The organism is Bradyrhizobium sp. NBAIM01 (assembly GCF_020194115.1).
In the GTDB taxonomy this organism is placed as follows: domain Bacteria; phylum Pseudomonadota; class Alphaproteobacteria; order Rhizobiales; family Xanthobacteraceae; genus Bradyrhizobium; species Bradyrhizobium yuanmingense.
The window spans coordinates 128,601-144,249 of record NZ_JADYVU010000010.1; the positions used below are offsets into that span (position 1 = coordinate 128,601).

General features: G+C 65.9%; 15 protein-coding genes. 6 read left to right on the top strand and 9 right to left on the bottom strand.

Features of this window, described 5'->3' with window-relative positions; all coding sequences use genetic code 11:
- Window positions 1-169: 169 nt before the first annotated feature.
- Window positions 170-3,085, bottom strand: coding sequence for a pyruvate, phosphate dikinase (ppdK, locus tag I6F31_RS27535; RefSeq protein ID WP_225186418.1), 2,916 nt, complete (start codon window positions 3,083-3,085; stop codon window positions 170-172).
- A gap of 96 nt (window positions 3,086-3,181) precedes the next feature.
- Window positions 3,182-3,337 carry a DUF3096 domain-containing protein gene (locus I6F31_RS27540; RefSeq protein ID WP_008562090.1) on the bottom strand — a complete coding sequence of 52 codons (156 nt, stop codon included), beginning with the start codon at window positions 3,335-3,337 and terminating at the stop codon, window positions 3,182-3,184.
- A gap of 223 nt (window positions 3,338-3,560) precedes the next feature.
- On the opposite strand from I6F31_RS27540, the gene I6F31_RS27545 reads away from it, so the two are divergent.
- Window positions 3,561-3,914 carry a DUF1236 domain-containing protein gene (locus tag I6F31_RS27545; RefSeq protein ID WP_036006381.1) on the top strand — a complete coding sequence of 118 codons (354 nt, stop codon included), beginning with the start codon at window positions 3,561-3,563 and terminating at the stop codon, window positions 3,912-3,914.
- Between the two features lie 275 nt (window positions 3,915-4,189).
- On the opposite strand, the gene glyS is transcribed toward I6F31_RS27545, so the two are convergent.
- The 6 genes from glyS to I6F31_RS27575 all read right to left on the bottom strand — a co-directional run bounded on the left by glyS (window position 4,190) and on the right by I6F31_RS27575 (window position 9,846).
- Entirely contained in the window at window positions 4,190-6,289 is a 2,100-nt protein-coding gene (glyS, locus tag I6F31_RS27550) for a glycine--tRNA ligase subunit beta (RefSeq protein ID WP_225147833.1), read from the bottom strand.
- The gene (locus I6F31_RS27555; RefSeq protein WP_036006377.1) at window positions 6,289-7,227 is read right to left on the bottom strand and encodes a glycine--tRNA ligase subunit alpha; all 939 of its coding nucleotides are present in this window, start codon (window positions 7,225-7,227) and stop codon (window positions 6,289-6,291) included. Before I6F31_RS27555 ends, glyS begins: the two co-directional genes overlap by 1 nt.
- 213 nt (window positions 7,228-7,440) lie before the next feature.
- Entirely contained in the window at window positions 7,441-7,632 is a 192-nt protein-coding gene (locus I6F31_RS27560) for a hypothetical protein (RefSeq protein ID WP_057026308.1), read from the bottom strand.
- 104 nt (window positions 7,633-7,736) lie between these two features.
- Window positions 7,737-8,645: a S49 family peptidase gene (locus tag I6F31_RS27565; RefSeq protein WP_225147836.1), complete on the bottom strand. Its 909-nt coding sequence runs from the start codon at window positions 8,643-8,645 to the stop codon at window positions 7,737-7,739.
- A 216-nt stretch (window positions 8,646-8,861) separates the two neighbouring features.
- On the bottom strand, window positions 8,862-9,626 hold the full coding sequence (locus I6F31_RS27570) for a methyltransferase (protein WP_225186419.1): 765 nt from the start codon (window positions 9,624-9,626) through the stop codon (window positions 8,862-8,864).
- On the bottom strand, window positions 9,619-9,846 hold the full coding sequence (locus I6F31_RS27575; protein ID WP_008562067.1) for a DUF2007 domain-containing protein: 228 nt from the start codon (window positions 9,844-9,846) through the stop codon (window positions 9,619-9,621). Before I6F31_RS27575 ends, I6F31_RS27570 begins: the two co-directional genes overlap by 8 nt.
- Before the next feature lie 133 nt (window positions 9,847-9,979).
- On the opposite strand from I6F31_RS27575, the gene I6F31_RS27580 reads away from it, so the two are divergent.
- The 5 genes from I6F31_RS27580 to I6F31_RS27600 all read left to right on the top strand — a co-directional run bounded on the left by I6F31_RS27580 (window position 9,980) and on the right by I6F31_RS27600 (window position 14,695).
- Window positions 9,980-10,987: a polyprenyl synthetase family protein gene (locus I6F31_RS27580; protein WP_036006386.1), complete on the top strand. Its 1,008-nt coding sequence runs from the start codon at window positions 9,980-9,982 to the stop codon at window positions 10,985-10,987.
- 383 nt (window positions 10,988-11,370) lie between these two features.
- Entirely contained in the window at window positions 11,371-11,886 is a 516-nt protein-coding gene (locus I6F31_RS27585) for a helix-turn-helix domain-containing protein (RefSeq protein WP_057026305.1), read from the top strand.
- Window position 11,887: 1 nt separating this feature from the next.
- Window positions 11,888-13,150: a beta-ketoacyl-ACP synthase II gene (gene fabF / locus I6F31_RS27590; protein WP_225186420.1), complete on the top strand. Its 1,263-nt coding sequence runs from the start codon at window positions 11,888-11,890 to the stop codon at window positions 13,148-13,150.
- Window positions 13,151-13,194: 44 nt separating this feature from the next.
- The gene (locus I6F31_RS27595; protein ID WP_225147838.1) at window positions 13,195-13,827 is read left to right on the top strand and encodes a LysE family translocator; all 633 of its coding nucleotides are present in this window, start codon (window positions 13,195-13,197) and stop codon (window positions 13,825-13,827) included.
- On the top strand, window positions 13,820-14,695 hold the full coding sequence (locus tag I6F31_RS27600; RefSeq protein ID WP_225147839.1) for an alpha/beta hydrolase: 876 nt from the start codon (window positions 13,820-13,822) through the stop codon (window positions 14,693-14,695). The genes I6F31_RS27595 and I6F31_RS27600 overlap by 8 nt, the downstream gene beginning before the upstream one ends.
- Here I6F31_RS27600 and I6F31_RS27605 read toward each other — a convergent pair.
- Window positions 14,692-15,576, bottom strand: coding sequence for a 4-(cytidine 5'-diphospho)-2-C-methyl-D-erythritol kinase (locus I6F31_RS27605; RefSeq protein WP_109144972.1), 885 nt, complete (start codon window positions 15,574-15,576; stop codon window positions 14,692-14,694). The genes I6F31_RS27600 and I6F31_RS27605 overlap by 4 nt on opposite strands.
- Between the last annotated feature and the right edge of the window lie 73 nt (window positions 15,577-15,649).

Consider the following 15,649-nt stretch of genomic DNA (forward strand, 5'->3'; position numbering starts at 1 on the left):
GGGCGCCGAGCAGAGTCCCTCTGCGGAACGATTCTGGATTGCTTCGTGAAGCCTGTCATCGGGCCGCGCTTTGCCCGGTGGCTCGCAATGACGACGCGGAGAGAGCAGTGCCAAAAATGAGAGGCGGGGCTGGGCCCCCGCCTCTCTCAATTCAAGTCTGTGTTTCGGCTTACGCCTGGCTCGCGATCGCCTTGCCGAGCGCGGCCTGCGCCGCTGCAAGCCGCGCGATCGGCACGCGGTAGGGCGAGCAGGAGACGTAGTCGAGACCGATATGGTGGCAGAAGGCGACGGAGGCGGGATCGCCGCCGTGCTCGCCGCAGATGCCGACCTTGAGCGAAGTGCGGGTCTTGCGGCCGCGCGCGACGCCGATCTTGACCAGCTCGCCGACGCCTTCCTGATCGAGCGAGATGAAGGGATCGACCGTGAGGATGCCCTTCGCCACATAGGGACCGAGGAAGCTCGCCGCGTCGTCGCGGCTGATGCCGTAGGTCGTCTGCGTCAGGTCGTTGGTGCCGAACGAGAAGAACTCGGCCGACTGCGCGATCTCGCCCGCGAGCAGGCAGGCGCGCGGCAGCTCGATCATGGTGCCGACCTGATAGGCCAGCTTGGTGTTGGTCTCGCGCATCACGGCCTGTGCGGTGGCATCGATCCGTGCCTTGACCAGGTCGAGCTCGGCCTTGGTCGCGATCAGCGGCACCATCACCTCGAGGCCGACGGCCTTGCCGGTGCGCTTCTGCGCCTCGACCGCCGCCTCGAAGATCGCGCGGGCCTGCATCTCGGCGATCTCGGGATAGGCGATGGCGATGCGGCAGCCGCGGAAGCCGAGCATCGGGTTGAACTCCGAGAGCTCCCGGGCGCGGTCGGCGAGGCGCCGCGGGTCGGTGTTCATGGCGCGCGCCACTTCCTCGACCTCGGCATGGGTGTGCGGCAGGAATTCATGAAGGGGAGGATCCAGAAGCCGGATCGTGACGGGCAGGCCCTTCATGATCTCGAACAGCTCGACGAAGTCGGCGCGCTGCATCGGCAGCAGTTTTGCCAGCGCGGCGCGGCGCGACTGCTCGTCCTCGGAGAGGATCATCTCGCGCACCGTGCGGATGCGCGTCTCCTCGAAGAACATGTGCTCGGTGCGGCAGAGGCCGATCCCTTCCGCGCCGAACTTGATCGCCGTGCGCGCGTCGTCAGGCGTGTCGCCGTTGACCCGGACGCCGATCTTGCGGACCTGGTCGGCCCAATTCATCAGCGTGCCGAACTCGCCGGACAGCTCCGGCTCGATCATCGGCATGCGGCCGGCGAGCACCTGGCCGAGCGAGCCGTCGATGGTGATGACATCACCGGTCTTGAAGGTGCGCGAGCCGATGCTCATGGTGCCGCGGCCGTAATCGACGCGGATTGTGCCGCAGCCGGAGACGCAGGGCTTGCCCATGCCGCGCGCGACCACCGCCGCGTGCGAGGTCATGCCGCCGCGCGTGGTCAGGATGCCTTCGGCGGCGTGCATGCCGTGGATGTCTTCCGGGCTGGTCTCGATGCGGACCAGGATCACCTTGCGTCCGTCGCCCTGAAGCTTGGCCGCCTCGTCCGAAGAGAACACGATCTCGCCGGAGGCCGCTCCAGGCGAAGCCGGGAGGCCGGTTGCGATCACGTCGCGCTTGGCGTTGGGATCTATGGTCGGATGCAGGAGCTGGTCGAGCGAGGCCGGATCGATCCGCGTCACCGCTTCCTTCTTCGAGATCAGGCCCTCATTGGCGAGTTCGACCGCGATGCGCAGCGCCGCCTTGGCAGTGCGCTTGCCGCCGCGGGTCTGGAGCATCCAGAGCTTACCCTGCTCGACGGTGAACTCCATGTCCTGCATGTCGCGGTAGTGCTTCTCGAGCAGCGTGTAGATCCGCGTCAGCTCCTTGAAGGCTTCCGGCATCGCCGCTTCCATCGACGCCTTGTCGGAGCCCGACTCCTTCCGCGCCTCCTCGGTGATGTCCTGCGGCGTGCGGATGCCCGCGACCACGTCCTCGCCTTGCGCGTTGATCAGGAACTCGCCGTAGAGCTTGCTCTCGCCGGTCGAGGGGTTACGGGTGAAGGCAACGCCCGTGGCCGATGTCTCGCCCATGTTGCCGAACACCATGGCCTGCACGTTGACCGCGGTGCCCCAGGATTCCGGAATGTCGTGCAGCTTGCGGTAGGTCACCGCGCGCGCGTTCATCCAGGATGAGAACACCGCGCCGATCGCGCCCCAGAGCTGGTCGTGCGGATCCTGCGGGAATTCCTTGCCGGTCTCGCGCGCGACCGCGTCCTTGTACTTGCCGACCAGTTCGACCCAATCCTCAGCCGACAGATCGGTGTCGAGCGTGTAGCCCTGGCTGTCCTTGAAGGTGTCGAGGATCTCCTCGAAGTGATGATGCTCGAAGCCGAGCACCACGTCGGAATACATCGTGATGAAGCGGCGATAGCTGTCATAGGCGAAACGGCGGTCGCCCGACAGCTCGGCCAGCGCTTCCACGGTCTGGTCGTTGAGGCCGAGATTGAGCACGGTGTCCATCATGCCCGGCATCGAGGCGCGCGCGCCGGAGCGCACCGAGACGAGCAGCGGGTTCCTGGTGTCGCCGAACACCTTGCCGGTCAACTTGCCGACATAGTCGAGCGCCTTCTCAACCTGCGGCTTCAGTTCCTTCGGGTAGGTCTTGTCGTGCTCGTAGAAATAGGTGCAGACCGAGGTCGGGATGGTGAAGCCCGGAGGCACCGGCAGGCCGAGATTGGCCATCTCGGCGAGGTTGGCGCCCTTGCCGCCGAGCAGGTCGCGCATTTCCGTCCGGCCCTCGGCCTTGCCGTCACCGAACGTGTAGACCCATTTGCCGGCCTTCGCCGCTGCCGGCGCCGCCTTGGTAGGCACAACCTTCTTCGGCGCAGGCTTCGCGGCAACCTTCGGCGAAGCCGCCTTGGTCATTGCCTTTGCCACCGGCTTTGCAGTGGGTTTGGCGACCGGCTTCGGCGCGCTCTTGGCCAGCGCCTTGCGGGCCGCCGGCGCGGCCTTCGCCTTGGCGGAGGGCTTTGATTTCGCTGCAGTTTTAGAAGGCTTCGAGGCGGCTTTGGCCATAGCTTGCACACAACCTGCGAGAGGAATGGGAAATCGCGGGCCTTACACCACTTTGGGCGGGCCCGCGCAAGACGGACAGTTCCGAAAAGTGAACGCCTAGAAGCGGAGCCACTTCAGGAGCCCGAGCCCGATCGCGCCGTTGACGATGAGGAAGATCGCGACGATGAGGTTGAGAAGCCGCGGCATGATCAGGATGAGCACGCCCGCAATCAACGACAGGATCGGCGAAATGTGGGCGACGGTGATGTGCATGAACTATCTTTCTGTGAGGTGAGGCGAATCGCGCGCGGATCATAACCGGATGGGTTCCGGGAGTAGAGATGCGCAAGGGCTGCTGCGAGTTCCGGCCTCACGAAAACTGCCCGAAATTGCCGCGAATGCGGCATGCCTTTTCCCGGAACATTGGCTTGAGGCACGCATTGGCAACCGGTCGCGCCGCTCGCGCGCCCGCAGAATCACGTCGAAGGAGTTGTCCATGCGGAACAGGATTTTTGCTCTCGCAGCGCTCGCGGCCGCAACCGGCGCGCCCCTTGCGGCGCAGGCGCAAAGCGATGTCACGATTGGACGCGCGCCCGCCATGGTCGACGGCGCGCCGACGATTGCCGTCGAACAACGGCCCGCCTTCCGCGAATATGTCGTTGAACAACGTGTGCCGCCCTTCCGCATTCCGGATCGCGTGGTGGTCGGCACCACCTTACCCGAGGCAGGCGTCACCTATTATGACGTGCCGCAACGTTTCGGCGCCACGACCTATCGCTACACCGTCGTGAACGGCGAAACCGTGCTGGTCGAGCCGCGCTCGCGCCGCATCGTCGAGGTGCTGGACTAAAGACGCAGCCGCTCCATTCGATGTCCGGCGCGTCACATCAGGCTGGCGCGAGCAGTGTTAAATCGGACATCAGGCCCCGCCCGGTCCTCCCCCCGCCGGGCGGGGCTTCTTTGGGCAAGCCACATCAGCAGCCGTCATTCCGGGACACGCCGGAGGCGTGGGCTATGGTGCGCAATTGCGCACCTGAGAATCCATACTCACGATCGTGGTTATGGATTCCGGGCTCGCGCCACGCGCGCCCCGGAATGACAGCGGTGTTTGCCGCAAACCGCGCCTCAATCCTGGATCTTCGAGAAGTCCGCCACCGCGCGCGTGGCGCTGCGGATCTCGTTGAGGAGCTTCAGGCGGTTCTCGCGCACCTTGGGATCGTCGTCATTGACGCGCACCTTGTCGAAGAAGGCATCGACCGGCGGACGCAGCTTTGCCATCGCGCTCATCGCGGCGGCGAAGTCTTCCTTGGCCACCGCAGCGCTGGCTTCCGCCTTCACCTCACCGATCGCCTTGGCCAGCGCCTTCTCCTCAGCGAGGCTGTAGAGCGCAGCATCCGGCGCGCCGTCGAAGCTGCGCTTGTCCTTCTTCTCCTCGATGCTGAGGATGTTGCTGGCGCGCTTGGTGCCGGCGAGCAGGTTCTTGCCGTCGTCAGAGTCGAGGAATTTTCCGAGCGCCTCGACGCGGCGGACGATCATCAGGAGATCGTCCTGGCCGCCGAGCGCGAACACGGCATCGACGAGATCGTGGCGCGCGCCCTGCTCGCGGAGTTGGACCTTGAGGCGATCGGCGAAGAAGGCGAGCAGATCGCTCGGAAGCTTCGAGGCATCGGCCGGCTTCACCGACAAGCCGGCGAGCGCTGATCCCGCCACCTTTATGAGCGACAGACGCAGCGCGTTCTCGGCGATCAGCCTGATCACGCCCAGCGCCGCACGACGCAGCGCATAGGGGTCCTTGCTGCCCGTCGGCTTCTCGTCGATCGCCCAGAACCCAACCAGGGTATCGATCTTGTCCGCGAGCGCCACCACGACGCTGACCGGATCGGTCGGAACGCGATCAGCAGGCCCTTGCGGCTTGTAGTGCTCCTCGCAGGCCGCGGCGACGGAGGCGTCTTCGCCCTGAGCCAGCGCATAGTATTTGCCCATCAGACCCTGCACTTCCGGGAATTCGCCGACGACTTCCGTCAGCAGATCTGCCTTTGCCAGATGCGCCGCGCGCGTCGCCTTGGCGACATCGGCGCCGACCAGCGGCGCGATCTCGGCGGCCAGGCGCTCGATGCGCATGATGCGTTCCGCCTGCGTCCCGAGCTTCTCGTGAAACACGATCTGATCGAACTTCGGCAGCCGGCCCTCGAGCTTCATCTTCAGGTCCGTCTCGTAGAAGAACTTCGCATCCGACAGCCGGGCGCGAATGACGCGCTCGTTGCCGGCGATGATGGTCGCACCACCATCGGTCGCCTCGATATTGGCGACCAGGATGAACTTGCTCGCGAGCTTGCCCGTCTTGGGGTCGCGCACCACGAAACACTTCTGGTTGTTGCGGATGGTGGCGCGGATGACTTCGTCGGGAGTCTTCAAGAATTCCGGCTCGAACGAGCCCATCAGCACGACCGGCCATTCGACGAGGCCGGCGACCTCGTCGAGCAGGTTCTGGTCCTCGACCAGCTCAAAACCTTGCGCGAAGGCCAGCTGCTTGGCGTCGGTGAGGATGGCGTCCTTGCGGCGCTCGGGGTCGAGCACGACTTTTGCTGCAAGAAGCTTAGCCTCGTAGTCCTCGAAGCGGCGCACGGAGATCGGCGCCGGCGCAAGGAAGCGATGACCGTAAGTGGTCTGGCCGCTCTCGATGCCGTCGACCTCGAACGTCACGACATCGGGCTCTTCGGTCTCGGGTCCGAAGGTCGCGGTGATCGCGTGCAGCGGACGCACCCAGTTCAGCGACCCCGGCTTGCCGGAACGCGCGCCCCAGCGCATCGATTTCGGCCAGGGGAAGGTGCGGATGATGACAGGCAGGATCTCGGCGAGCACGTCGATCGCGTCGCGGCCGGGCTTCTCGATCAAGCCGATGTAGAAATCACCCTTGGGGTCGCGCTGGATTTTGGCTTCGTCCAACGACTTCAAACCGGTTGCCTTGAGGAAGCCCTGCACGGCCGCATCGGGCGCGCCGACCTTCGGGCCGCGACGCTCGGTCTTCAGATCAGGCTGGCGCGCTGGGATGCCGTGCACGGTGAGCGCAAGGCGGCGCGGTGTCGCGAACGCCTTTGCGCCCTCATAGACTAGGCCTTCGGCAACCAGCTTGTCGGTGACCATGCGGCGCAGATCGTCCGCCGCCTTCGCCTGCATGCGCGCGGGAATTTCTTCGGAAAACAGTTCAAGCAAAAGATCGGGCATCAGGCCGCTCCGCCCGCTTCAGTGTGGATCCAGGCCTCGCCACAAGCTTTTGCGAGCTCGCGCACGCGCAGAATGTAGCTCTGCCGTTCGGTCACGGAGATCACGCCGCGGGCATCGAGCAGGTTGAAGACGTGGCTCGCCTTGATGCACTGGTCGTAGGCAGGCAGCGCCATCAGATGCTGTTTCCGGTTGCCGCCGTCGCGCCAGCCGGCGTCGAGATATTTTTTGCAGGCAGCTTCCGCCATCTTGAACTGCTCGAACAGCATCGCGGTGTCGGCATATTCGAAATTGTGCCGCGAATATTCCTGCTCGGCCTGCAGGAACACGTCGCCATAGGTGACCTTCTGGTCACCGTCGCGTCCATTGAAATTGAGGTCGTAGACGCGGTCGACGCCCTGCACATACATCGCGAGGCGCTCGAGCCCGTAGGTGAGCTCGCCCGCGACCGGGGCGCATTCGAAGCCGGCGACCTGCTGAAAGTAAGTGAACTGGCTGACCTCCATGCCGTCGCACCAGCACTCCCAACCGAGGCCCCAGGCGCCCAGCGTCGGACTCTCCCAATCGTCCTCGACGAAGCGGATGTCGTGCACGGCGGAATCGATGCCGATCGCGGCGAGCGACTTCAGGTACAGCTCCTGAAGGTTCGGCGGCGACGGCTTCATGATCACCTGGAACTGGTAATAGTGCTGCATCCGGTTCGGGTTCTCGCCGTAACGGCCGTCCTTGGGCCGGCGCGAGGGCTGCACATAGGCCGCGTTCCACGGCTTTGGCCCAAGCGCGCGGAGCGTGGTCGCCGGATGGAAGGTGCCCGCGCCCATTTCCATGTCGTAGGGCTGCAGGATCACGCAGCCCTGCTCGGCCCAGAACCGCTGGAGCGCGAGGATGAAGCCCTGGAACGAGCGTTCCGGGCGCATATGGGCGGGCAATGAGGCGTCCATCGTCAGATCGGGCTCTCGCGGGGGGTTTTGAATCGCGCGGGACCGTATCGACGGCGGGGATGGGAATCAAGGCGAAGGGGTTGGATTCGGGCGTCATTCCGGGGCGCCCGCAGGGCGAGCCCGGAGTCCATTGCGCCGCTCACTCCGTGGTTCGGATGGATTCCGGGCTCTCGCTTCGCGAGCCCCGGAATGACGAACGCGTGGAGGTGTGCCCTACCCCGGCCGGTAAGCTCCGGTCACGGGGTCACGCTTCAGCGTCTGGATATCCCCCATACGGGCGGCCTCGGCGACGCGCGACAGGCGCATCTCCTCAAGCTCCTGGTTGATTCGGATGGCGGTCTTGTAGGCCCAGCGGACCACGGCAAGCCCGCCCAGGACGCCCGCGAAAGCGACGAACGGCGGCATCGGTCGATCCTCGTCTCATGCTCAGCCCCCACACGCATTGTTGCGCAGATGGACCTGCGCCGCAATTGGCGCCGCCCGGGCGAAATGGCGCGGGAGCGCGAGACCTAAAACCCGAATTTCGCCCAAATCGCCCGCGTCTCGACCGCCGAGATCAGCTCGTCCGGCAGCCCGGCCATTGATTCCAGGGCCGAAAGGTGCCCCGCGCCGGGCGATTTCCGGCCCAAAAGGCCGGAGAGCAGCCCGGTCGGCTGCGCAATCACGGGGGTGAGAACCTTCTCACCATAGCGGGCACGAAGAGTTGAGCGGAGATCGCCGATGCTGTCGGCGAGCCCCAGCGCGATCGCGCTGTCCCCTGCCCAGTATTCGCCCGTGAACAGCGTGTCGTCCGCTCCCTTCAGCCGGGCGCCGCGGCTTTCCTTGACTAGCGCGATGAAGATCTGGTGGATCTCGCGCTGGATCGCCTTCAGCCTCATGACGTCGTCAGGGTTTTCCGGAAGAAACGGGTCGAGCATCGCCTTGTGCTCGCCCGAGGTGTAGAGGCGCCGCTCGATGCCGAGCCGCCTGATCGCCTCCTGAAAGCCGAAACTGCCGCCGACCACGCCGATCGAGCCGAGGATCGAGGAGGGATCGCAGATGATCTCGTCACCCGCGCAGGCGATCATGTAACCACCGGAGGCCGCAACGTCCTCGACGAACACGAGCACCGGCAGCTTCTTTTCCGCGGCGAGCTGCTTGATGCGCAAGTAGATCTGGCGCGACTGCACCGGCGAACCGCCTGGCGAGTTGATCACCAGCGCCACGGCCTTGGCGTGCCGATAGGAAAACGCGCGCTCGAGCACCCGCGCGACGCCGGCAAGCGTCAGGCCCGGACGCAGCGGCGTCACCGCACCGATCACACCGGACAGCCGCACCACCGGCACGACCGCCGTGCCGGGACGAAAGCGCGCCGGCAGATATTGCATGAGCTTGTCGGCCAGGCCGGAACTCTCACGATCGTTCAATTGTTCGGCCATGGCCTTACCTCTGATTAACCATTTCTTATCACGCGAGTGTCATTGAAAGTGCCAGGAACGTGTTTTGCAGAATCCGCGTTGGGAAGCTGCAATAGGCAGCGGAAGGAAACGCCATGAAGATCTATCTGCTGTTGCTGCTGATCGGTGCGCTTTTCACGGCGCTTCACTTTACGTCGCCGCAAGAGCAGCAGACGGGATCGCTTCCGCAATAAGCCGTCACGGCCTCGCCAGCGGCAACGCCGCCCTCCCCTCCAGAATATCCTTCACCTCTTTCTTCGGCACGTTTGACTCCTCGTTGAGCATGAGGCCCGGCAGCAATTGCGTCGGTGCCCGGCCGCCTTTGACTGCGCGCACCAGCACCCGGATGGCAGGCTTTCCCGCTTCGCCATGAACCGGCAGGATCGCGAGGCTGCCGAAGCCGCGTGACAGCGCTGCCACGACGTCGCCAATTCCGTCCGCGCGCCAGATCAGGGTCAGCACGCCGCTCGATCGGAGAATGCGCCGGGCTGCATGCACCCACGCATGCAGCGTCTCCTCCCTCGCCACATGCGCGGTGTGGCGCGCCTGATCCGGCGAGCCGCGATGGCGTGCGGGGTCGTTGAAGGGCGGGTTCATCAATACGGCGTCGGAACCGTCGGGCAGAAGTCCGTTCGCTGCAAACGCCTGCGCGTCGGCGGTGACGTCGAGCACGATGACCTCGGCAGGAATCGCGTTCGCGGCGGCGTTGGCCCGCGCGAGCAGCGCCAGTTCCGGATCGATCTCGACCAGGCTGAGCCTGATCCCCGCGACGCGCCGCGCCAGCGCAAGGCCCGCCGTGCCGACGCCGGCGCCAAGCTCGACCACGCGGTCACCCGCCTTAGCGTCGGTCGCTGCTGCCAGCAGGATGGCGTCGTGCCCGGCGCGGTGGCCTGACCGCTTCTGCATCAAGCGCAACTGCCCGCCGAGAAACGCGTCCTCGGTAATATCCGCGGCCTCAATCATCGCCGCGCAGTTCGTGGCTGAGGCCTGCCTCGGTGAGGAGCGCCCTGGCTTCCTCGGCGTCGTCCTCATGAACCAGGATCCGCCGCGGCAGAATGCCGAGAGATCCCTCGATGATGCTCATGTTCTGGTCCAGCACCAGATGATGGATGTTGGCGCCGTCGAGCAGCGCGCCAATCGCCGACACCAGCACCATATCGTTGGTCCGAACCAGTTCACGCAAAACGGAGGTCTCCTGCCTGAAAGTGGCTAACGCGGCAAATGTCAATGGTTCCGCGGCCCTTGCCGCATCCGCCGCCAGTTTCTATTGTATTTCCATCAGAATAGCCCTTCCGGGGCAAATATTGGAGACCGGCGTGGCCGTCATCGTACCTTTCGAAACCCCCGGCGCGTCGATCGAAGAGCTGGTTGCCCTTGTCGCTCCCGACATGGAGCGCGTCAATGCCACGATCCTGTCGCGGACCGGCTCCGACGTGACCATGATCCCTGAAGTGGCCAACCACTTGATCTCCTCGGGCGGCAAGCGCCTGCGCCCGATGCTGACGCTCGCCATGGCCAACCTCGCCGGCTACACCGGTGACGGCCACATCAAGTTAGCTGCCAGCGTCGAGTTCATGCACACCGCCACCCTGCTCCACGACGACGTGGTCGACGAGAGCGAGATGCGCCGCGGCAAGCTGTCGGCGCGCATGCTCTGGGGCAACGAGGCAAGCGTGCTGGTCGGCGACTTCCTGCTCGGCCAAGCCTTCCGCATGATGGTCGAGGTCGGCTCGCTGCGCGCGCTCGACATCCTCTCCGCGGCGGCCGCCACCATCGCCGAGGGTGAGGTGATGCAGCTCGCCGCCGCCAAGAACACCGCGACCACCGAGGACGAATATCTCGCCGTGATCCGCGGCAAGACCGCCGAATTGTTCGCCGCCGCCTGCGAGGTCGGCCCCGTGATCGCGAACCGCCCGAAGGCGGAGCAGACCGCCTGCCGCTCGGTCGGCATGAATCTCGGCATCGCCTTCCAGCTCGTCGACGACGTGCTCGACTACGGCGGCAAGAGCGCCAAGCTCGGCAAGAACACCGGCGACGATTTCCGCGAAGGCAAGATCACGCTGCCCGTCGTGCTCGCCTTCCGCCGCGGCAACGACACCGAGCGCGCCTTCTGGATCCGGGCGCTCGAGCGCGGCGAGATCGGCGATTCCGATCTCGATCACGCCATCGGCCTGATGAACAAGCACCGCGCGCTCGAGGACACGCTGATCCGCGCCCAGCACTACGGCGCTATGGCCGTGGATGCGCTGGCGCTGTTCCCGCCCTCGCCGATGAAGAGCGCGCTGGAGCAGGTCGTGGCGTTCTGCTTGGCAAGATCGCATTAGGCGACTGACGCTCACGCTTTGCGCGCTCCCCGCACCCGTCATTGCGAGCGTAGCGAAGCAATCCAAAATCCCGCCGCGGAAACAGTCTGGATTGCCTCGCTGCGCTCGCAATGACGGAGTACGCCGCGACGGCACCGCTCGCCCTCGTGTCCCGGACACGCTGCAGCGTGAAACGCTGCTGCGCAGAGCCGGGACCCATGCGACATCCGCAATCATGATCAATATGGGCCCCGGCTCTGCAGCGCACCGCTAGGGGGCGCTGCGCTGCGTCCGGGGCACGAGAGCGCGCTTCATCTCACCAGCAGAATCCAGCCTCACTCGCTCCACATGGCTCCCCGCGCGGTCACTTGCATTTTGCAAGTTACTGACCTACCTTGCCCGCCATGCAGCCCAAATCCCCTTCGATCCTGGAATGCCCGGTCGGCCGCGCGGTGGAGACGGTCGGCGAATGGTGGAGCATCCTGATTCTGCGCGATGCATTTCAGGGTGCGACGAAGTTCGACGAGTTCTCGCAAGGCCTCGGCATTGCGCCGAACATCCTGTCGCGGCGGCTGGCGCATCTGACCGAAAGCGGCATGTTCGTGCGTCGCCGCTATCAGGAGCGCCCGCCGCGCTACGAATATGTGCTGACGGACAAGGCGCGGGATTTCTTCCCCGTGATCGCTACGCTTTTCGCCTGGGGCAACAAGCATCTGGCGCCGAAAGGCGAATCCATCCTGCTGGCGAGCCGCGACGATGTCCGCCCGCTCGAGCCGCTCTTGGTCGATGCCGCCGATAAGCGCCCGATCACGCTCGCCAATGCGGTCGTCGTCGCAGGTCCCCGCGCCAGCCGCGGCATGCGCGCACGGCTTGCTTCGCTCAAGGCCATGAACCCGGCCGTCGCGCCGGCTGGAGACTGACATGCGTCGTATCGTCGTGACGGGAATGGGCGCGGTGTCGCCGCTTGGCTGCGGCGTCGGATTGACGTGGCGGCGGCTGCTGGCCGGGCAAAGCGGGCTGCGCCCGTTGCCGGAATGGGCAGAGGCGCTGCCGGCGCGCATTGCAGGTCTCGTGCCCGACAAGGCCGATGATGCCGAAGGCGGCTTTGACCCGGCGCAGGCTGCCGCGCCCAAGGATCAGCGCAAGATGGACCGCTTCATCCTGTTCGCGCTGCTCGCGACGGCAGAAGCCGTCGCGCAAGCCAAATGGACACCGCAGGATGCTGGCGCGCTCGAGCGCACCGCGACGATCATCGCCTCCGGCGTCGGCGGCTTTCCTGCGATGGCGGAGGCGGTGCGCATCACCGCGCAGCGCGGCGCGCGCCGGCTGTCGCCGTTCACGATCCCCTCGTTCCTCGCCAATCTCGCCGCCGGCCACATCTCGATCAAATACGGCTACAAGGGCGCGCTGGGCACGCCCGTCACGGCCTGCGCCGCCGGCGTGCAGGCGATCGGCGATGCCGCACGCATGATCCGATCAGGCGAAGCTGACGTTGCGATCTGCGGCGGCGCGGAGGCCTGCATCGACATCGTCAGCGTCGGCGGCTTTGCGGCGGCGCGCGCACTGTCGAGCGGCTTCAACGACGAGCCCGCGCGCGCCTCGCGTCCGTTCGATCGCAACCGCGACGGATTCGTGATGGGCGAAGGCGCCGGCATCCTGGTGATCGAGGCGCTGGAGCATGCGCAGGCGCGCGGCGCGACGCCGATCGCCGAGATCGTCGGCTACGGCACGACCGCGGACGCCTATCACATGACCTCGGGGCCGCCGGATGGCGATGGTGCCCGCCGCGCCATGGAGATCGCGCTTCGGCAGGCCAAGCTTGCGCCCGCGGATGTGCAGCACCTGAACGCGCACGCGACCTCGACACCGGCCGGGGACGAAAGCGAGCTAGGCGCCATCGGCGCGCTGTTCGGCCGCAACCGCGGCATTGCCGTGAGCGCGACCAAATCGGCCACGGGTCACCTGCTCGGCGCCGCCGGCGGGCTGGAAGCGGTTTTCACCGTGCTCGCGTTGCGCGACCAGATCGCGCCGCCCACGCTCAATCTCGAAAACCCCGATGCGGGCGCCGAAGGCATCGATATCGTCGCAGGCAGCGCGCGGCCGATGCCGATGCAGCATGCCATCTCCAACGGGTTCGGCTTCGGCGGGGTCAATGCCAGCGTGATCTTGCGCCGGCTGGGATAAGCGAGAGGCCTTGCAATCGCCGCCCGCTCCGCTACGAAAACGGCATGATCGAAACGAATTTCTGGCTGTTCCTGGCCGCAGCTCTCCTCGTTGCCGCCGTTCCCGGCCCTGGCATTTTTTACGTCGCGGCGCGAACCTTGTCGGAGGGGCGTGGCAGCGGCTTCGCCTCGACCGCGGGCACGGCGCTGGGCGGACTGGTTCATGTGGTCGCGGGCAGCCTCGGCATCTCCGCCATCATCCTGGCCAGCGCGGAGCTGTTTGCCGCCGTGAAATTCGTCGGCGCGCTCTATCTGGTCTGGCTCGGCATCAAGACGTTTCGCAGCGCCGGCAACAACCTGTCGCTCGGGAGCGAGCCGATCGGCGACAAGCGCGCGTTTCGCGACGGCGTGCTGGTCGAAGCGCTCAATCCGAAGACCGCGGCATTCTTCCTCGCCTTCATTCCACAGTTTCTCGATCCGTCGGACTCGAACCCGACGCTGCAATTCATCCTGCTCGGTGCGATCTCCGTGGCCCTGAACACGCTCGCCGATGTCGTGGTGGTGCTGATGGCCTCCGCGACGCGCGCGCAGCTGACCGGACGGCCGCTTCTGATGCGTCGCCTCACGCAGGGCTCCGGCGTCTTCATCGCGGGCCTCGGCCTCTCGCTCGCCCTGGCGCGGCGGCCGGCCAATGGCTAGCGCCCCGCAAAGCCGCTTCTATGAATCGCACGGCCTGCGGCTGCACTACGCCGACTGGGGCAACGAGGGCGCACCCACCGCCATCCTGGTGCACGGCGGCCGCGATCATTGCCGCAGCTGGGATCACATCGCGCGCTCGCTGCAACCGCATTTTCGCGTCGTTGCGCCCGATCTCCGTGGTCACGGCGATTCCGACTGGACGAAAGGCGGCAGCTACGCGCTGACAGAATACGTGTACGATCTCGTGCAGCTGGTTCGCACCTTAGCCACGCCTCAGGTCACTCTCATCGGCCATTCGATGGGCGGCATGGTGAGCCTGATCTTTTCGGGCGCATTCCCCGAACAGGTCACGAGGCTCGTCGTCCTCGACGGCGTGACCATGTTGCCGGACACACCGAAGCCGCCGGCGCATGAGCGCATCGGCAGATGGGTCGGCCAGCTCGACAAGCTCCACGACCGCACCCCGCGCCGCTATCCGAGCCTCGAGGACGCGGCCGCACAGATGGTGCTTCACAACAAGCGCCTGTCACGGGACCTCGCGCTGCATCTCGCCAGGCATGGCGCGCGGCAGAACGAGGACGGCAGCTACAGCTGGAAATTCGATCCCTATCAGCGCGCCTCCGCGCCACATCGGCTCTGGCCCGACGATCACATCGAGCTGTGGTCGCGGATCACGTGCCCGACGCTGCTGCTCAATGCCGGCGAAAGCTTTCTAGCGGGCGCTCGCTCCGCCGGCCTGGAGCGATACTTCCAGAACGCGAGCGTTAAGACTATTGCCGGGGCGGGACACTGGCTGCAGCACGACAAGCCGCAGGAGGTGTTGGGTGAGATCCGGCGGTTTCTCGAGCTCAACGAGGACGAAGGCTAGCTCAACGTGCCCGCATGCACCCACCAGGCGGGGTGATCGCGCCGGATCGTTTCGGCCGCGGCATGTGCCTCCTCAGATGCGCCGTAGATCGCAAAGCACGTCGCGCCCGAGCCGGACATGCGGGCGAGCTTGACGCCGGCGGAATCGCGCAAGGCGTCCAGCACCTCGCCGATCACAGGCTCGATCCGCAGCGCGGGTGCTTCGAGATCGTTGGCGACCGTGTCGAGAACCTCGACCCAATCGGAAATCGAGCCGCCTTCGCCGGGCCAGGCCGGTGCGCGGATGACGTCGGTGACGCCGACCAGGAGCTCGCCGTTGCGCAGGCCCAGCGCCTGGAACACGTCCTTGGTGGCGACAGGCACACGCGGATTGACCATGACGCAAGGCATGCTCGGCAGCGCGAGCGGCAGCAGCTGCTCACCGACGCCGGTCATGTCGCAGGCGCGCGAGAGGAGGCACACCGGCACGTCGGCGCCGGTTGCGAGCGCGACCTTCTGAATGCGGGGATCATCGAGCGACAGATCGTTGAGACGCGCCAGGAGCCGCAGCGCGGCCGCGGCATCCGCCGAGCCGCCGCCGATGCCGGCTGCAACGGGGAGCACCTTGTCGAGCGCGAAGGCGCCAAGCTGCAGGCCAGGGATCGCCTCGGCAAGGAGCTTGGCGGCCTTGAGCACGAGATTGTCGGCTGTGTCGCCGCAGGCGGCAGCCAGCGGCCCAGTCGTGGTGAGCTTCAGCTCCCCGCCCGGCTCCAAGGTGAGCCGGTCGGCGCAGTCGGCAAACGCGACCACGCTTTCGAGATCATGATAACCATCGGCACGACGGCCGACGACGCGAAGGCTCAAATTGACCTTCGCCCGTCCCTCTTCAATCAACGCCGACATTGGCGATCAGCCCCCAAGACTCACTTGTTTGCGCATGATCTGATCGGAAAACCGCTCCACACTTTTCCGGATC